A 16948-nucleotide genomic window follows, 5' to 3' on the forward strand; every position below is an offset into this window, starting at 1 on the left:
CTCTCTGGACAGCTGATTCAGCAGCTCATAGTCAATTTCATTCTTATTGCTTAATAATTCTTCATAAGTTGAATGTTTCTTTTGATTTATTTCCATTTTTCTATTTCTTCTTTCCTTTAATATGTCAGTATATGACCAGAAACAACATTGATGAAAGACTCAAAAAGAAATAATCAGATGATCCTTATTACATAGACATCATCAATCTTCATTACTTCTCCGTGAGAATATGACCATTCATGCTCTGCCAGACATTCGGGAAGACCTTTTGCAATCGCAAATCCATAGCTTTTTATCTTATATCTGGATGATATCAAGGGATTTCCCAAGCCTTCTGTGATAGTGTCCAGATTATCCCTGATCCACTCATCATCCTCCTTTTCGCTGTGCGGAATGATCTCCTCCCAGAAAAGAACCCTGTCCTCTTCTGATGGAAGAATCCATTTCCCGCTGTGACGCTTCGTCCTGATGAATCTGTAGACATCCACCTGTATGTTGCAGGTCATGACATAGTATTCACCATCCCTGTCTGGGATTTTTTCATAAATTGAAATCATATTTTTCTTCCTTTCCTGATTTCTTTTCTATTGAAACCAGCCCGTTTGTTGTCTTTCTTGTACCATATGATTTTCTTCTTTCCATTTCATCAATATCCACGGTCTTCCTTCTTGTGTATCTCGCTCCGCCATCCCATTCCGAATCAGGAATGACATATTCAAGTGCTATATGACAGACGTCACTGTCTGCGACAAAGTCTACAGACGTTCTTTCTGTCCTGAAGATGCTTCTATCGAACAGTCCTCCATAGCTTCGAGAGATTTCTGCAGTTCCTGAAAGCGTGTATCTGCATCCTTTCTTCAGTCTGGCGATTCTATATGTCTCCACCAGTCTTTTTCCGGCGAACTTCGAGTCTTCACATGAAATCGTCAGGGCTTCACGTTTCAGCCTGTTCTCTTCGATCTGACCCTTTCTTGCTTCATTGAGAATATGAGCTGATGGCCCTGCAAAGCCCAATACCGCAGTGACGAGCACAATGCCTGCATGCGGCAATATGTTTTTCAATAGAACATCCTTTCTCGTTTTTCTGTCAGAAATCTCCTTTCTGAGAAGAATGATCTTGAACGCCAGAAGGATGGATAGGATGATGCAGATTTTTGGCATGAGAGATGCAAGAGAAAGAATTATGTGGTCAACAATATCCACTACTATACTCATCATTCAATCTCCTTTTTCTTGTTCTGTCCTTTCTTTTTTCCTCTGGCGTTCTTTCAGGGACCTTCATATTCGCCACGCTGTATCCGGCAGCACAGAATCCTATGGCTGCCGCATTCGAAATCCCCATTAAAAGCAAAAACCCAATCATTTCCTTTTCCTCCTATGTCTCTTTCCTCTTTCGTATTGGATAGTAAAGCACATTGCTTCTGACTGCTCCCACGGGCAAGCCCGTGGGGTTCTGATTGCCAAGGGTAGCCTGTAATCGTATACCATTTTCAGGCTTTGGAGTTACAAGTGTAAATCTGTCTGAATCAGGACTTTCATTACCAAGCAGTCCAACGACCACATTAGCGGTAAATTTCTGCCTTGCGGCAAGGAAGTACAGTCAATCGCCCTGATGATAACCTTGAAGCAGAATTGTCAATAATCCAATGTTGACTATTCATCATCTTCTGTCGAACCGGGAACCTTTGAAATAATCTTATCTTCCGGTTTCCCCACTTTGGAAATCTTCAGTCGGGAATCTTTTTCGAATCCGCACATTGTTGCGCTTCCGGCATAGGAGAATTTGTATCTGGTTCTTGTTTGGCTGTATCCTGAAGCGTAATTGACCGTATATTCGGCATCAGAGATATCCTTTTCGCTGGCAAGCTCCTTGGGAACAGTATAGTGAAGCGTAAAGTAAGTTTCATCGTCGTAGTTGATGACAAACACATCAGTCTGGCTGGCTACAGTCCAGTTCTTTCCTGTCATGTTGTCGTGGATCTTCAGCTCTCCTCTGATGTGATATTTCCCCTCTGATGCGTTCGCCAGTTCATATTCAATCTCGATGACTGAACGGCCGTCCTTTAGCTTTAAAACTTCCGCTTCACTCGTGGAAGCGGCAATTATGACGTATTTTGCCAGTAGTGTCGGAGCCGACGCCAGGCATCCGACCATTACGAGAATGGAAAGACACCAGCCTATGAATTTTCTTCTGCGGAAAACATAATTCACTCCTATGATCATGAGCGTCATCAGCACGGCTGCTGTTATGAAATAGATACAATTCATTGCTACTACCTTCGCTACTATGATTATGAGCATCATCAGCACGGCTGCTGTTATGAAATAGATACAATTCATTGCTTCTGCCCCTTTCTTTTTTATCATTTTTTATATTCACCTTTCGTATTGGATAGTAAAGCACATTGCTTATACATGTCTTCATTACTGATAATTGTTGTTCCTGGTTCCCACGGATCAAGATTTCCTCTCGCATTTGTCCAAGGCAATTCTTTACGAGTCATAGTTTCAAGTTCATTGCCTGTAAAATCTTTAAAAACGCTATACACTTCTTCTAAAAATTCAATCGTATTTTTTTCTTTTTCCTCCTAATCTAGTTGTTTACTTTCTTTTTTTCCTCTCATCTTCGTCATCGAGATAATCAAATATCATTAATACCCATGGGATGAAGAAGGCTACAGCAAATAAATAACCAAGCATTTTCTTTTTCCTCCTAATCTAGTTGTTTACTTTCTTTTTTCTTCTCATCTTCGTCATCGAGATAATCATGCAGCAATACGTAAAGAGCAAAAATTATTGTTACTAACAATGCATTAACCCAGGCTCCAAGAAATAAATAACCAATCATTTCCATTATTCTTTTCCTCCCATATTTTTTTAATATTTATGATTAAGCATGGATGAAACGGACTGTCTTCATTCTTTATCCGTTACTATATAAAAGACAAAACAGGCCCTATAGAATTGCATCCATGCTGATCTTCTTCGTGTTTATCTGTTTTCCCTTTTCTTCGCAGCCAATGAAATGATCACTGCAATCGCCTTTCCAAGGAATGTTCCCATCACAAATCGGAACCCTAGCAACAAGACAAATGTCATGTCTGAATCGGATGATGAAGTCATTCGTGCCTCCGCAATCTTTATCAGTACAAGCTCAGAAATAATCATCATGCCCAGTACAGCAAGCTTTATCAATGCTCCTTTCCAGCTTTGCTGTCTGCTGTCCCTGCGCCATGGCGCACTTCTGATGATATCATCTGCTGCTCCAAAAATAACTCCCAATACTACCGCTGTTATGTTCATTCTTCTTTTCCTCCTGTTTCTTTCATTTTGGATATGCTTCTGCTTCTGGAGATGCTCATGGTTCTGGCATCCCTTGATGTGAAGGGAACAGTCATCAGTGCGATGCTGTCTTCTGTAATTCTTTTCCCAAAGATATTCTCATACCTTCTGCAGGTATCACAGATTCTTGAATACATTGTCTGATCGTATCTGAGGTCATACTGATAAAGCAGCTCCTGTGAATCAAGATTCTGGTATTCATCGGTAAGCTGATCAAGCCCCTTGTTCTGCTCCAGTCCGCTTTCAATGTCATGGAGAGCGCACTGCTGAGCAAGAAGGGTGCAGGTCTCATTGTCCAGTGTCCATCTGCCTTCTCTGAAGCAGATAGTCTCTGCAAGCTGTCCAAAGCTTTCAGCAATGGGCGTAAGGCAGAAACATGACAGATCATCCTGCATGTCTGCACACTTCTCAGATTCCATGATATTGCTGTTGCTGCTTAGTGCAGCTTGGACATGCAGCTCCTTGTGTATTCTTTCAAAGATGTTCTTTTCCTCATGAACATGCTCGAATTCTGCTCCTCTTTCTATTCCGTCGCGAAAGAATCCGAACCTGCTCACATCAGGGTGAGAGACATAATATCTCTGTGCCTGTTCAGGATCGTAGAAAACCTCGCTGTCCAGATACATGTACATGTCAGTATCCTCCTTTCATAGATTCAAGCATCATGACCGCATTTTCAAGCGACTCTGAATCGCTGAACGAAAGCGTGACACTGACACCCTTTTTCTTCTTTTTTGCTTTTGCATTGGCGGAAAACGCTGATGAAAACGCCTCCTCTATCTGCTGAAGCTTTTCATCTTGCAGGTCGCCGTCTTCCGTCTTCGGTGATGATGCACCTCTTGGCTTTTCCTCGGGCGAAGGCTTTTCCTTTCCCGTGGCTATATTGATGTACTTCTGAACAGTTCGTGGTGATTTACCGATAAACTGTGCAATCCAGTCTCTTTTACGACCTTCCACATGAAGGTCTTTGTCATCATCTAGAATTTCTAGAAGCATTTTTACTGTAGAAATTCTATCATCTTCTGTTTCTTCTCTCTGTGCATTTGAGAGTATCAGCTGAAGCTTTTCTACCGATGTTCTGTCAGGGCGTCGGTAGACAAGGCACGGCACATCGGTGTCTATGTCTTCACCCATGTCTACAAGCTTTTTCAGTGCAGTATATCTGCGTTCGCCGCCGAGCAGTCTGTAGCTTCCTTCATCGGTTTCATATACCTCCAGCGGCTTCATAAGGCCATACAGACGGATGGATTCGGCAAGCTCATCAATATCGCAGATTCTTGCGATATTGTTCTTGTTCACTTCAATCTCATCTATGTCGATGCTTCGATACGTAGGACGTTTGTTTATCTTTTCATCCTGTGCGAGCATGCTTGTCAGTGCACTCATACTATTCCATCTCCTCTTCAAATATTCTTTTTTCCAGTTCGCTTGCGAACAATGCGATTGCTCTGCCCTTATCATTCACTTCCGACAGGGCTATTCCCTCATCAAGAAGCCTGGTTACCACTTCCTCAGCGGAAAGGCAGCATATGTCATTGAATTCCTCTCTTGTCAGTTTTTTCATGATGCATCACCCATCACTTCCTGAACAAGATTGTAAAAGTCCTCTCCAATCTTTTTCTTTCTGTCATCAATGATGAAGCTTGATGTCATCGTTGATGAACTTGCAGGAGAATCCTGATAACCTATTGTTGTGTTGTACACATCAATTCCTTCATCAGCATCAGAGAAGATGCTTCTCATCTGCTCAATGAATCGAATATAATCAGGACGGTTCCCCCTATGCACCATCGTAATCAGAAGATGCATTTTAAGATTTAATCCATAAATTTGATTAAATTCCAATACTGTAATGGCTGTTGTAATAAACCCATCCATTTCATACATTCCTGCGGGTTTTAATGGAATAATAATTTCATCACTGCACAAAAGAGCATTAATTGTAATATTATTAAATGCTGGAGCATTATCAATAATTATATAATCATAATGTTTTCTGACTACCCTAATAGCCATTTTCAATTTTCTATCAAAAACTGAAGCTTTTTCATTGCTATTTTTTCTTCTTGTTAACTCTTCATTCGTATTAATAAGTCTTCCACCAATTGATGGAAGAATATTGAGATTTTCATATGCAGTTGTTTTTATACATTCATAGATTACCTCTGGACTTTCCAGCAAAACATCATTAACATCTTTAATATTTCCTACACTTTTTCTAAAATAATTTTCCAATTCTTTCAATCTTTCAATACTGTTTTTCCCTTTCACAGTTAAAAGATTAAAATCCTTTATTCCAGAAGCTGTATAAAACTCAGGGAAAAAAAATCTTGATGTATTACCTTGAGAATCAAGATCAATTAATAAAACTTTTTTTCCTTTATCTGATAAACCCTTTGCAAGATTAAGACAGGTAGTCGTTTTTGACACTCCACCTTTATTATTTAACACACTAATTACCCTCATACTTTTACCTCCATATGTCATCATATAGTATTGCTGATTAATCAAAATTCAATTAACAAATACTCATTAATCAACAACACAAATATAAAATATGTGCAGACAATCCTGATCAGGGATTCATTGGTATTTCTACCAGTATGCTTCGGAAGCAGACGCCATGACTCTTTTGCCCCACTCAGAGTTTCTGTTGGAAGTAGTCGCATGACAAGTATCATTACTTTTAATATAACGGTCTTTGCATCCATTCAATCAAATGAATTTTAACATTCTAAGAGTATTCGCTCCTTTCAATATATGAAGATCATGGCGTCTTATTGTTATAGCTCTCGTTATACGAATATGTATCTACACATGCTATGAAATTGTCAAGATACTCTCTCAGACGTGTGTCTGATGGAAGACACATAAACTCTCCCATGAGACACACGTCTCTTCCTCTATAGACATTAAAGCTTTGCTTTAATGTATAAATTAATTATTTTGAATTTAATTTGACACAATTTTCCAATGATTTTCTATGTGCTTTTGCCAAAATTTTTCAAAATTTAATATGATATTTTTGATGTTCTCTCTTAAAGCAATCAAGTAATCTCTAAAATGCTCATTTGAAGAATGATAAGATAAATAGTAAACACTTCCCTTAACTTCTAAAGTACTGGTATGTGCTACTTTATTTAGTTTATGCAAAAATGTATAAAATTTGTTTGTCCATACTTCATCATCACTAAAAGCATATTTTAATGATTCAAACATATAACCAATTCGTGCATTTATTTCATCAATAATTGAATTAATCGAACGTATCCTAAAGCATGTACAAACTGTGTAATTCTCTTTTATTTGCCTTTTTGGTATATACGATCTATGTGTCTTTTTTGAAAACGACAATACTTCATATAAATCTGAAAGGATTCCCTTCATAAAATCAATCATCCTATTAAAACCTGTACGACCACGATAACTAAAAATTCTTTCTTCAGTCTTCCTTACGGATCGTTTTATTTTTAAAGGATGTCCATTTATGTCTTTTTTTATTTCTCCTTTTTGATGAAGGAGAACAGCATCAACATCCTTTTTTGATGTAAGTTTCTTCTTTAAAGGATTCCAATAATAATCTCTATTGTATTTTTCAAATTCTTCTACTTTCTTTTGCAAAAGCATTCTTGTAAATATAACCACTCTTGCGAATGGCAAATTATTAATAATCTCTATCTCACCACACCACAACATTTTTTCAGTAATAGGGTTATATTTTTTTAAAAACAATTTAATAAATGTCTCCTCACTATTTTTTTCCTTTAACATATTAGGAATCATAAAAAACAATTCATAACTGAAAATATTTCGGTATCCAGAGGAATAATGATATTTTTTCTTTTTTTTATAATTTATAATAAGTTCGGATTTTGAATAAAAATCCTTGTGAGAAAAGATTGTCATATTTTTGATTTTTTCTCTTGTTTCTTTTTCTTCAAGTGGTTTAAAACGGATAAACAATCCATTTGATAACGCCATTTACTTGTACCTCCTACATGAAAAAATGCTCAATTTCAGGTATCTTTTAAAACCTAAAATTGAGCATTTTGACATAATGTTGTTTGTAATAAGCACATATATCGCCCCATTTAATAGAAAGACAAAGTACCTCTAACAGAGGTACTTTTTTATTCCAGAAGCAAAGAAAGCAAAACTTAAGAGCTATTAAAAAAGGCGGCGTTCCCAAGAATACCGCTTTTTATTGTACGCTATCTTGGGATATACTTATTATATTTTAAACAACTGAGGATTGAGTGTATGGTGAATCGCAAAAACAGTTTATTAGACAATGAAGTATATGTATTATAATATATTTAGAAAGAATGGTACTTGGATATTGAAAGTCAGTAAAGATATGCTTCATAAATTATCTAGACTGTTTGATCTCATTTTTTTCTATATTTCTAATGCTATATATCACATGGGGGGTTTACTACAGCATTAATGTAAAATTACCAGTACTCATACGTGTTGGTATATTTGTATTGCTAGTGATGTCATTCTTTAAAATCTATTGGTCATTTATCAGATGTCTTAAGAGTTACACAGAGTCAAACTTTTGAAAGTGACTCTTTTTTTCTTGAATACGCTAACATTTCATCTTGTGAAAAAATTTTATTTTATTAAAACGCCCTATTTATCACCGAAAAAGCCCTTCCATATATTTCAATGGTTTTATATTTGACAGATATTTCACATGAAATGTGGTATATTTATATAAGGTACCAGTTATAACTGGAGAAAGGGAACGATTGATCTCTATGACCAATCAGGTTTGTTTATGATATCTTTACTATTATCATTTGTTATCTTAATTTTAGGTTATTTGGTCTATGGGCGCATTATTGAACGTGTGTTTGATCCAGATGATCGAAAAACACCAGCTATCGAATTAGAAGATGGTGTTGACTATGTGCCAATGAAGCCTTGGAAGGCATTTCTTGTTCAGCTATTAAATATTGCTGGAACAGGTCCAATCTTTGGTGCCTTGATGGGGGCTTGCTTTGGCCCAGTTGTATTCTTGTGGATTATTTTCGGAGCTATCCTCGGTGGTGGTGTTCACGATTTCATGGTTGGAATGATTTCCGAACGTCATGCGGGACAATCCATTGCAGAATTATCAGGTAAATATCTTGGTAACCACGCAAAATGGATTATGCGTATCTTCTCTATCGTACTACTGATCTTATGTGGTACTGTCTTTGTTACAAGTCCTGCTGCTCTTCTTGCAGCATTGACTCCAAATGGATTATCTCAATCCTTCTGGATTGTCGTTATCTTAATCTATTATGTTTTAGCTACACTATTGCCAATCGATAAAATCATTGGTCGCTTCTATCCAATCTTCGGAGCTGTTCTTATCATTATGGCTGTAGGTATCATGTACGGAATTATTTCTGGTGGATATTCAATCCCTGAAATCAACTTCACAGATATGCATCCTACACACTTGCCAGTATGGCCATATATGTTTATCACTGTTGCCTGTGGTGCCATTTCTGGCTTCCACGCAACACAGTCGCCAATGGTCGCAAAATGTATTACATCTGAACGTCAAGGTCGTACTATTTTCTACGGTGCTATGTTGACTGAATCTGTCATCGCTTTGATTTGGGCTGCTGGTGGTCTTGCATTCTATAAAAATACACCTGCATTATTTAATGCTTTAACTAATCTTGGTCAATCTAGCGTTGTTCATCAGATTTCTACAGGTATGCTTGGTGGTGTCGGTGGTATTCTTGCGATTATTGGGGTAGTCGCTTGTCCTATCACTTCTGGTGATACAGCCTTCCGTTCTGCTAGACTTATTCTTTCAGAAATCACTCATTTAAATCAGAAGAGCATGAAGAACAGACTTGTGATCACAATTCCACTTCTTGCAATTGGAGCACTTTTAACTCAGCTTAACTTCGATGTATTATGGCGTTACTTCTCTTGGAGCAACCAGACTTTAGCAATGATTTCTTTATGGGTCAGCACAGCTTACTTATTAAAGAAAAAAGACAACAAGTTCTTATCATTGTTTACAGCCTTGCCAGCTACATTCATGTCAGCTGTCAGCTCGACATACATTCTTATGGCAAAAGAAGGTTTCCAGGTAACACAGTCAATCGCCTATCCAATTGGCGTATGCTTCGCAGCCTGCTGTTTCGTGTTCTATCTTATTCAACTTAAACATTCAAGGGAAAACTAAAAAAGTTCACAATTAGGACATAAATGTTATGTACTCTAAGCTTGTCAATAAAATTGACAGATACAAACATAACATTTCCCTTCCCTTTAACTTATGTTAAAAATGAAAAAGAATCCGATTCCCCTATCGGATTCTTTTTCTTATGCATTAAAAGAAAATTTCACAATCATCTTCAACGATCTTACAGTTTTCAAGTACTCTTGGCATAACTTCTTCAGGTTTAGCACCTTCTTCAAATTCAACCATCATCTTTAATGTCATAAAGTTTACATTAGCATCCTTGACACCTTCAGTCTTCTTAGCTGCCACTTCCATCTTATTGGCACAGTTTGCACAATCCACATCAATCTTATAACGTCTTTTCATTATTATTTCTCCTTTTATTTTAACGATTAAGCATGTATTTAATTGTATACTTAAACAGTACTCCTCAAGTTAGAATCTGTCAATATATTTGATTGAAAAGTTCATAACTTTTGTTAGAATGTATATATTGAAAGGAGCATCCTATGAATAAAGAATTACCACATAATCACGGAGGAAAAAGTATTCAAGTCATCGAACAGATGCCTTCATTAGATGTTGTAGAAGATGTCGCTAATGTCTTTAAACAGTTAGGTGATGCCAGCCGCTTAAGAATCTTCTGGTTCTTATGTCATTGTGAAGAATGTGTCACTAATATTGCGGCCGCCATGAATATGACTTCACCAGCGGTCAGTCATCATCTCCGCTTATTAAAAAGCTCCAACCTGATTGAAAGTCATCGTCATGGAAAAGAGATGTACTATCATGCAACCAATACGGAAATAGCACAATCTCTTCATCACCAGATTGAATCACTTGTTAAGATTACATGTCCAGATGAAAAGTAGGAATCATTTGATTCCTACTTTTTTACTTTGATATATTGTACACCAATACCGCCTACACCCATATGGGCACCAACTACCGCTGGTAGTTCTCTTACGACGACATCGCATTCACCAATTTGACTTATCAAGTAGTCTTTTAGATCATTGGCTTCTTTCTCACATAATACATGTTCAATCGCAAAGGCGTATGTTGAAGCATCTGCACCTTTTTCAATAGCACGATCTATTAAGCTTTTAGCTGCTTTTTTTACAGTTCTTACTTTTGTCAGAGTGTCAATCTTGCCACCTAACTTATAGTTCAGTTCCATAACTGGAACAATTTTTAGCATTCCAGCAAGCAATGCAACTGCAGGGGTGATACGTCCACCTTTCTTTAAATGATCAAGGTTTGGTACCATAATGACTGTTCCTGAATGTTCTACCATATCTTCAAGAACACCCTTGATATAATCTACATCTTTCCCTGCTTCTACAAGTTCTCTTGCCTTATAGACAAGTTCCCTTTGGTTTCTGGCAGTTCCTTTAGAATCAACAAGTGTTATTGGTAATCCAACCATATCACAAGCTACTTTCATTCCATTTAATGTCGAAGAAAGACCAGTTGCAATAGGAATACCGATGATTTCTTCGTAACCATCTTCCTTGATCTTTTCAACAGCCTTTAGCATTTCTCCTGTAGAAGGCTGAGATGTCTGTACAATAAGGTTTTCTTTCTCCATTGTCTTAAATACATCAATACTTGTAACCTCTAATTGATCCAAGTATGTTTTCTGTTTCATCGTAATACAAAGAGGAGCAATATATATCCCTGGATGATCTCCAGTTATTTCTATCTGACATCCACTATCAGCGAGCACTGCAATTTTTTTCATTTTCTTACCTCTCACTTCTTTTTGACAATCTACCGACTATCCTATAATATAAATTTATGAAATCTATAGAAAACATAACACAATATACAACAATCATCAAGAAATCAGAGTTTATTACAACGTTAATTCCATGTAATGAAATTGAACAGGTGGAATCCCTTGTCGCAAAATACTCAAAAAGCGATGCAACTCATAACTGTGTTGCCTATATTGTCAACAATCATGAAAAAGCCAATGACGATGGTGAACCTAGTGGTACAGCTGGATTACCAATGTTAAATGTGCTACAAAGACAGGGATTAGAAAACATCATAGCAATTGTCACACGTTACTTTGGTGGTATTAAGCTAGGGGCTGGTGGCTTAACTAGAGCCTATACCAATAGTGTCGCTGATGCCTTAAAAGAAGCACGCATTGTAGAAAAAGAATGTGTAGCTAAATATCGCATTGATGTAGACTACCATTACAGCAAGAAACTTAGCTACCTTATTCAAGCTAAGAATCTTCCTCTTGTAGATACTATCTACGATGAAAAGGTTCACTACATTCTCTTTTTAAAAGACACATCGTTCATTGATGAAATACAGGAATTAACAGCCAATACTTTCACTTATGAAAAGATTGGTGAAGATTACATCGAAATTGCCTAGTCACTTTCTTAATTGCAAATTAAAGAGTATAATAAAAGCAAGGAGTGATTAAGATGTATGATGTCGCAAAATTATATCAGTTAGTGCTTAACAGAGAAATTGCACTTGCAAAAAATCAGATTCTTGATACACAAAGAATCAAGCATAAGCTTCTAGCCTTCTTGCAGAGTGTCAACACTGTTGGTGAAAAAGCTCATGTCTACACATTCTGGGATCGAGAAATACGTATTGATCATCAGGAAATCCTTGAGAGTTTTATTGAAGGTATTTCGATGATCATGAGTATTGGATATGAGATGCGTATTGATGAAATCAAGACGCATGAAGAAATTCCTTCTTCTATTTCAAAAGATGAACTCATGTTTAAGATCTATGAAGATGTCATTATCTTCAAGAACACATTTGATCCTATTATCTATCAAGATCTTCTAGATGATTATTTCCATCTTGGCTTTATGCTAGGAATTAGCATAGAAGAAATTGTCAACTCATACAAATAACCTTTTGAATAATCAAAAGGTTATTTTTTTCTTTGTATAATTGTTACTTTTTCATTATAGATTGCATTAAGCCACTTGTTGAGCTGTTCTTTCTTTTCATTAGATAATGGTTCTTTTACAGTAATAATAAATACTTTACTCGTCTGTTTCTTGTTATTGACCATCTGTTCCATATTACCTAAAGAAACATTTTCTATTTCTGGATAGATAATCTTTACTTGCTTAGAGACATTCTCTATTGCCCCTATCGCATTGCTTGTAGAACGAGATGAATTTTGTGAATTGATCATAATTCCTGCCATGACAAGACTTGGAATAATCACAATGATAGTATTGCGAATAACTCTCTTCTTTAATTTCTTCCATGCTTCAGGAGAAACATGTCTTACCTGTGGTACTTCTAGAATTAACAAGATCGTCATCGCTGATAAGAAAATAAAGTACGCATTTACAAAGAACAGATACATGGCACTTGCAAGTCTTAGCCAATTTCCTCTTGCTAAAAAGAAACCACAAGTACATAAAGGCGGCATGAGTGCTGTCGCGATAGCGACACCCGGTATGACATTGCTTTTCTCCTTCCTTGTAATGCCAATAATGCCCGCAAGACCACCGCACGATGCAATGAGGACATCATAGATGGATGGAGTCGTTCTAGCAAGAAGCTCCGATGTTTCAGTTGTAATTGGTGATAATCTAAAATAAATTGTAGAGGCTAAAATACTAAGTGTAACCTGGAACATAAGACCAATCACTGATTTTCTAAACAGATGAAAATCAGCTGTAGCAGCTCCATAGGCCATAGCGTGAATACTGCCCATAAGCGGACTGATAAGCATAGCTCCAATAATAACTGCGGTGGAATTCATATTGAGCCCAATTGATGCAACAAGCATCGCTAAAATAAGAATGCTCATATTGCTGCCGGTTACCTGTCCATCATCGACCAGTCTTGTTTTAATCGTATCGTGTGAAGCTGTATCGTTTCTAAGAGAGAACGCTTCACGTATTATTTCTTTAATCTTCATATTGCTATTATACATGATTTATTCAAGTAAATTAACTATAAAAATAGAAACCGAAAAACGGTTTCTATTTTAAGGTTCTATAAATATCTTTTAAAAACTTTGTTGCTAAAGGCAACGGAGAAGGATCATTGATGGCAATAGCAAGCTGATTATCTTCAAAAGAAAGCTTTGCTTTTTTAAATAATGAATTAGAAAGACTAAAGAGATGGACACCATCCGCTTGTCTTGTATAGTCTTTTGTAAATGTGATAACCAGTCCTTTTGCTCCTTCATCTACATTTTCAATAATTGGATGATAGCAAAGGATTTCGAATCTTCTTTTTTCTACGATATTGCATATTTCTCTTGGTAATTCTCCATAGAGATCCTTTAAGGCTGCTTCTACTTCATCAAGTTCTTTCATGCTGTTAGCACGATATATTCTTTGATAAAGCTCAAGTTTTTCCATATCGCTTTCTACATAGTTTTCTGGGATATAGCCATCTACTTTTACATTGGTAGTAGGCACATCTTCTTTTTCCTTTTTCCCTTGCTTTTCATCAATGGCTTCCTGAAGTATTTTCATATACATATCAAAGCCGACACTATCGATAAATCCGGCCTGTTCTCCACCTAGAATATCTCCCGATCCTCTGATAGAAAGATCTCTCATCGCAATCTTGTAGCCACTGCCTAAGGCTGTGAATTCTTTAATGGCCTTTAGACGTTTTGCGCCTTCTTCAGTCAGATTCTTGTTTTTACGGTAGAACAGGTAAGCGTAGGCAATACGGCTGCTTCGTCCTACTCGTCCTTTAATCTGATAGAGCTGTGCTAAGCCAAAGTGATCGGCATTTTCAATGATAATCGTATTGGCATTAGGAATATCGATTCCTGTTTCTACGATGATTGTACAGACAAGAATGTCGTATTCATGATTGACAAAGTCTTCCATGATACGTTCAAGATGATCCTTATCCATTCTTCCATGTCCAATCGCAATACGGGCATTTGGTACTAGCTGCTGGATACGTGAAGCAAAGGATTCAATAGTTTCTGTTTTATTGTAGAGGTAGAACACCTGTCCTCCTCTTGCTAATTCTCTTTCAATGACCTGTTTTATTAATGGTACATTACGTTCACTGACATAAGTCTGTACTGGCAGACGGTTACGTGGTGGCGTTTCTATCTGAGATAGTCCTCTAATGCCCATAAGTGACATCTGCAGTGTTCTTGGAATTGGTGTTGCTGTTAATGTCAATACATCTATCGTTTTACGATATTCCTTGATCTTTTCTTTTTGTCTTACACCAAATCGCTGTTCTTCATCGATACATAAAAGTCCTAAATCTTTAAACTGTACATCTTTTGAAAGAATACGATGTGTTCCTACAAGAAGATCTATCTTTCCTTCTTTTAAATCAGCAAGTATTTCTTTTTTCTGTTTTGTAGTTGTAAAACGGTTCAATAAGGCAATACGTACACCAAAGTTTTCAAATCTCTTTGTCATTGTACGATAATGCTGAGAAGAAAGAATGGTTGTAGGACATAGAAAAGCACACTGCTTATTAGAAAGAATGGCCTTGAAACAAGCACGAAGTGCAACTTCTGTTTTCCCAAATCCAACATCTCCACAAAGAAGACGGTCCATTGGTCTTGCCAATTCCATATCAGCCTTGATTTCATCAACTGCCTTCTTCTGGTCAGGTGTTAATTCGTAGCCAAAGGCATTCTCAAATTCTATCTGCATTTCACTATCTGGCTCAAAGGCAAATCCTGGCTGTTTCATTCTTTCCGCATACAAGGCGATAAGATCATCCGCTAAGCCATCCACCTTAGCTCTGACGCGTGCTTTTTCTTTCTGCCATTTTGTAGAATTCAAGGCATGAACTTGTGGTATCTTGCCATCTCTTGAAGCGTATTTACGAATAAGCTTGAAGTTTTCTACTGGTACATAAAGAATATCATTTCCTTTATAGGCAATATAAAGGAAGTCCTTGTGTACACCTTTAACGACCAGTGTCTTAATGCCCATATATTGTCCAATACCGTTGGTATCATGAACAACATAGTCTCCAATATTTAATTCATTGTAGTCATGGAGTACCTTAGCATCCTTGTATTTTACATAGCCTTTCTTTTTAGATGCTACATGGAAAAGTTCTCTTGCTGTAAGAAGGACAACACGTTCATCAACGAATTCTAAGCCTCTGTTTAATTGTCCCTGATAAAGGTTGATGCCATCGTAGATGCTATCTTCACTTCCTACTACAGTATAGGAAAGCTGATGTTCTTCTAAGAATCTCAGCATGCTGTTGACTTGTGTTTTTTCATTAAGACATATTAACACCTTATCAAAAGTAAGATAATCTTTAAGCTGATTAATAAATACTTTATCATTAATCATCTCTATCTGTGCTGGTCTTGTTCTAAATTCTACCTGATCATCTTTATTTTTAAAGGCAATAAAATCAATATCTCGATGCTTAAGTAGTGTTGAAGGATTATGCGTCAATACTAATCCCTTCAGCATCTCTCCTACTTCCTGCATTTCATGGAAATAATAGAAATTCTCTTCACTGTATCTTTGATATGACTTTGATATATTCAAATAAGATGCCGTAATGATTTCTGCATTATCAGCATAATCCAATATAGAAGATGTTTCACTAAATAATGATAGATACTGATAAATACGCGGATTATAGTCTTCACTTCGTAATGCTTCTTTATCTAAGAAAAGATGTTCTTCAAGGTTCTCTTCTGCTTCTTCTTGAAGACTCATTTTCTCATGAAGTTCATCCATCTTCTTGATGACTTCTTCTACTTCTTCTTTATTAAATAACATATCAGTAGCTGGATAGATTTCTACTTCCTTCACTGACTGTGTTCTTCTTTGACTGTCTTTATCATAGAAAGAAATGGATTCTATTTCATCATCAAAGAATTCAATACGAATTGGATCTTCATATTGAATACTGTAAACATCAATGACACCGCCTCGTCTTGAAACATAAAAAGGACTGTCAACACGTTGAGATGTGTGATAGCCAATATGTATAAGTTTCTTTCTTAACTCCTGTGGGTCAATGATTTCTCCTACTTTTAGTGTCATCAGTGATTGATCAAACAATGTCACTGGTGTAATAAATCTGCTTAAAGAATGCATATGACATATACAGACACATGGTTCTTTTCTTAGCATTGCCATAGCGTTTAATCTTTCACCTACAAGTTCATAAGAATAGGCAACAGATTCTATTCGCAATGATTCATCGCTTGGAAAGTAGCACACCGACGAGAGCAGTTCACTTAATTCACGATAGAGCTCTAATGCCTGATACTGATTTTCTTTTACGATAATCATTGTTTTTTTCTTAAGCAGAAAAGCACTAGCAATGAGGTAGGCCTCATCACTAGCTTCATTTGTAACGATTTCTCCCTTACCTTTGATCATCATCTTTAAGGCAGGATTGTTTTTCAATAAATTAAGTATTTTCTTCATTGTGTTC

20 protein-coding genes are annotated in these 16948 nt (G+C 36.8%); 4 read left to right on the plus strand and 16 right to left on the minus strand.

Features of this window, described 5'->3' with window-relative positions:
• Positions 1-173 precede the first annotated feature (173 nt).
• From J6L95_RS04165 to J6L95_RS04220, 12 genes are all read right to left on the minus strand, one after another.
• Positions 174-557 (minus strand): hypothetical protein, encoded by a 384-nt coding sequence (locus J6L95_RS04165; RefSeq protein ID WP_287458258.1) that lies wholly within the window; start codon positions 555-557, stop codon positions 174-176.
• On the minus strand, positions 541-1218 hold the full coding sequence (locus J6L95_RS04170) for a hypothetical protein (RefSeq protein ID WP_287458259.1): 678 nt from the start codon (positions 1216-1218) through the stop codon (positions 541-543). The genes J6L95_RS04165 and J6L95_RS04170 overlap by 17 nt, the downstream gene beginning before the upstream one ends.
• Complete coding sequence (locus J6L95_RS04175; RefSeq protein ID WP_287458260.1) at positions 1190-1363, minus strand: hypothetical protein; 174 nt, start codon at positions 1361-1363, stop codon at positions 1190-1192. Before J6L95_RS04175 ends, J6L95_RS04170 begins: the two co-directional genes overlap by 29 nt.
• Positions 1364-1653: 290 nt before the next feature.
• On the minus strand, positions 1654-2367 hold the full coding sequence (locus tag J6L95_RS04180; RefSeq protein WP_287458261.1) for a hypothetical protein: 714 nt from the start codon (positions 2365-2367) through the stop codon (positions 1654-1656).
• Complete coding sequence (locus J6L95_RS04185; RefSeq protein WP_287458262.1) at positions 2364-2549, minus strand: hypothetical protein; 186 nt, start codon at positions 2547-2549, stop codon at positions 2364-2366. Before J6L95_RS04185 ends, J6L95_RS04180 begins: the two co-directional genes overlap by 4 nt.
• A 164-nt stretch (positions 2550-2713) precedes the next feature.
• The gene (locus tag J6L95_RS04190) at positions 2714-2854 is read right to left on the minus strand and encodes a hypothetical protein (protein ID WP_287458263.1); all 141 of its coding nucleotides are present in this window, start codon (positions 2852-2854) and stop codon (positions 2714-2716) included.
• A gap of 137 nt (positions 2855-2991) precedes the next feature.
• A complete protein-coding gene (locus J6L95_RS04195) occupies positions 2992-3303 on the minus strand; it encodes a hypothetical protein (protein WP_287458264.1) in 312 nt (103 codons plus the stop codon).
• Positions 3300-3974: a hypothetical protein gene (locus J6L95_RS04200; RefSeq protein WP_287458265.1), complete on the minus strand. Its 675-nt coding sequence runs from the start codon at positions 3972-3974 to the stop codon at positions 3300-3302. Before J6L95_RS04200 ends, J6L95_RS04195 begins: the two co-directional genes overlap by 4 nt.
• Before the next feature lies 1 nt (position 3975).
• Entirely contained in the window at positions 3976-4728 is a 753-nt protein-coding gene (locus J6L95_RS04205) for a ParB/RepB/Spo0J family partition protein (protein WP_287458266.1), read from the minus strand.
• 1 nt (position 4729) lies between these two features.
• Complete coding sequence (locus tag J6L95_RS04210) at positions 4730-4906, minus strand: hypothetical protein (RefSeq protein ID WP_287458267.1); 177 nt, start codon at positions 4904-4906, stop codon at positions 4730-4732.
• On the minus strand, positions 4903-5808 hold the full coding sequence (locus J6L95_RS04215; RefSeq protein ID WP_287458268.1) for a ParA family protein: 906 nt from the start codon (positions 5806-5808) through the stop codon (positions 4903-4905). The genes J6L95_RS04210 and J6L95_RS04215 overlap by 4 nt, the downstream gene beginning before the upstream one ends.
• Before the next feature lie 486 nt (positions 5809-6294).
• A complete protein-coding gene (locus tag J6L95_RS04220) occupies positions 6295-7323 on the minus strand; it encodes a hypothetical protein (protein ID WP_287458269.1) in 1029 nt (342 codons plus the stop codon).
• 802 nt (positions 7324-8125) lie between these two features.
• On the opposite strand from J6L95_RS04220, the gene J6L95_RS04225 reads away from it, so the two are divergent.
• A complete protein-coding gene (locus J6L95_RS04225) occupies positions 8126-9538 on the plus strand; it encodes a carbon starvation CstA family protein (protein ID WP_287458270.1) in 1413 nt (470 codons plus the stop codon).
• A 147-nt stretch (positions 9539-9685) separates the two neighbouring features.
• Here J6L95_RS04225 and J6L95_RS04230 read toward each other — a convergent pair whose 3' ends face one another.
• Positions 9686-9904, minus strand: a complete 219-nt coding sequence (locus tag J6L95_RS04230) for a cation transporter (protein ID WP_029070014.1) — start codon at positions 9902-9904, stop codon at positions 9686-9688.
• 143 nt (positions 9905-10047) lie between these two features.
• Here J6L95_RS04230 and J6L95_RS04235 point away from each other — a divergent pair, with 143 nt between their 5' ends.
• Positions 10048-10410 carry an ArsR/SmtB family transcription factor gene (locus J6L95_RS04235; protein WP_029070013.1) on the plus strand — a complete coding sequence of 121 codons (363 nt, stop codon included), beginning with the start codon at positions 10048-10050 and terminating at the stop codon, positions 10408-10410.
• Positions 10411-10424: 14 nt separating this feature from the next.
• Here J6L95_RS04235 and J6L95_RS04240 read toward each other — a convergent pair whose 3' ends face one another.
• Positions 10425-11282, minus strand: coding sequence for a DegV family protein (locus J6L95_RS04240; protein ID WP_287458271.1), 858 nt, complete (start codon positions 11280-11282; stop codon positions 10425-10427).
• A gap of 56 nt (positions 11283-11338) precedes the next feature.
• Here J6L95_RS04240 and J6L95_RS04245 point away from each other — a divergent pair, with 56 nt between their 5' ends.
• Both J6L95_RS04245 and J6L95_RS04250 read left to right on the plus strand, forming a co-directional pair.
• Positions 11339-11932, plus strand: coding sequence for an IMPACT family protein (locus J6L95_RS04245; RefSeq protein ID WP_031589143.1), 594 nt, complete (start codon positions 11339-11341; stop codon positions 11930-11932).
• A gap of 53 nt (positions 11933-11985) precedes the next feature.
• Positions 11986-12432 carry a dUTP diphosphatase gene (locus tag J6L95_RS04250; RefSeq protein ID WP_287458272.1) on the plus strand — a complete coding sequence of 149 codons (447 nt, stop codon included), beginning with the start codon at positions 11986-11988 and terminating at the stop codon, positions 12430-12432.
• A 20-nt stretch (positions 12433-12452) separates the two neighbouring features.
• On the opposite strand, the gene J6L95_RS04255 is transcribed toward J6L95_RS04250, so the two are convergent.
• Both J6L95_RS04255 and mfd read right to left on the minus strand, forming a co-directional pair.
• On the minus strand, positions 12453-13460 hold the full coding sequence (locus J6L95_RS04255) for a TIGR00341 family protein (protein WP_287458273.1): 1008 nt from the start codon (positions 13458-13460) through the stop codon (positions 12453-12455).
• A gap of 64 nt (positions 13461-13524) precedes the next feature.
• Positions 13525-16941 (minus strand): transcription-repair coupling factor, encoded by a 3417-nt coding sequence (gene mfd / locus J6L95_RS04260; protein ID WP_287458274.1) that lies wholly within the window; start codon positions 16939-16941, stop codon positions 13525-13527.
• Between the last annotated feature and the right edge of the window lie 7 nt (positions 16942-16948).

The organism is Kandleria sp. (genome assembly GCF_017934775.1).
GTDB lineage: Bacteria > Bacillota_I > Bacilli_A > Erysipelotrichales > Coprobacillaceae > Kandleria > Kandleria vitulina.

Excerpts from the sequence above, each read along its gene's own strand:
- J6L95_RS04240 (WP_287458271.1), bottom strand. The coding sequence starts at position 11,282 with ATGAAAAAAATTGCAGTGCTCGCTGATAGTGGATGTCAGATAGAAATA.
- J6L95_RS04245 (WP_031589143.1), top strand. The coding sequence starts at position 11,339 with ATGAAATCTATAGAAAACATAACACAATATACAACAATCATCAAGAAA.
- J6L95_RS04215 (WP_287458268.1), bottom strand. The coding sequence starts at position 5,808 with ATGAGGGTAATTAGTGTGTTAAATAATAAAGGTGGAGTGTCAAAAACG.
- J6L95_RS04205 (WP_287458266.1), bottom strand. The coding sequence starts at position 4,728 with ATGAGTGCACTGACAAGCATGCTCGCACAGGATGAAAAGATAAACAAA.
- J6L95_RS04190 (WP_287458263.1), bottom strand. The coding sequence starts at position 2,854 with ATGGAAATGATTGGTTATTTATTTCTTGGAGCCTGGGTTAATGCATTG.
- J6L95_RS04200 (WP_287458265.1), bottom strand. The coding sequence starts at position 3,974 with ATGTACATGTATCTGGACAGCGAGGTTTTCTACGATCCTGAACAGGCA.
- J6L95_RS04210 (WP_287458267.1), bottom strand. The coding sequence starts at position 4,906 with ATGAAAAAACTGACAAGAGAGGAATTCAATGACATATGCTGCCTTTCC.
- mfd (WP_287458274.1), bottom strand. The coding sequence starts at position 16,941 with ATGAAGAAAATACTTAATTTATTGAAAAACAATCCTGCCTTAAAGATG.
- J6L95_RS04225 (WP_287458270.1), top strand. The coding sequence starts at position 8,126 with ATGATATCTTTACTATTATCATTTGTTATCTTAATTTTAGGTTATTTG.
- J6L95_RS04195 (WP_287458264.1), bottom strand. The coding sequence starts at position 3,303 with ATGAACATAACAGCGGTAGTATTGGGAGTTATTTTTGGAGCAGCAGAT.
- J6L95_RS04235 (WP_029070013.1), top strand. The coding sequence starts at position 10,048 with ATGAATAAAGAATTACCACATAATCACGGAGGAAAAAGTATTCAAGTC.
- J6L95_RS04175 (WP_287458260.1), bottom strand. The coding sequence starts at position 1,363 with ATGATTGGGTTTTTGCTTTTAATGGGGATTTCGAATGCGGCAGCCATA.
- J6L95_RS04170 (WP_287458259.1), bottom strand. The coding sequence starts at position 1,218 with ATGATGAGTATAGTAGTGGATATTGTTGACCACATAATTCTTTCTCTT.
- J6L95_RS04250 (WP_287458272.1), top strand. The coding sequence starts at position 11,986 with ATGTATGATGTCGCAAAATTATATCAGTTAGTGCTTAACAGAGAAATT.
- J6L95_RS04230 (WP_029070014.1), bottom strand. The coding sequence starts at position 9,904 with ATGAAAAGACGTTATAAGATTGATGTGGATTGTGCAAACTGTGCCAAT.
- J6L95_RS04165 (WP_287458258.1), bottom strand. The coding sequence starts at position 557 with ATGATTTCAATTTATGAAAAAATCCCAGACAGGGATGGTGAATACTAT.
- J6L95_RS04180 (WP_287458261.1), bottom strand. The coding sequence starts at position 2,367 with ATGATAAAAAAGAAAGGGGCAGAAGCAATGAATTGTATCTATTTCATA.
- J6L95_RS04220 (WP_287458269.1), bottom strand. The coding sequence starts at position 7,323 with ATGGCGTTATCAAATGGATTGTTTATCCGTTTTAAACCACTTGAAGAA.
- J6L95_RS04255 (WP_287458273.1), bottom strand. The coding sequence starts at position 13,460 with ATGAAGATTAAAGAAATAATACGTGAAGCGTTCTCTCTTAGAAACGAT.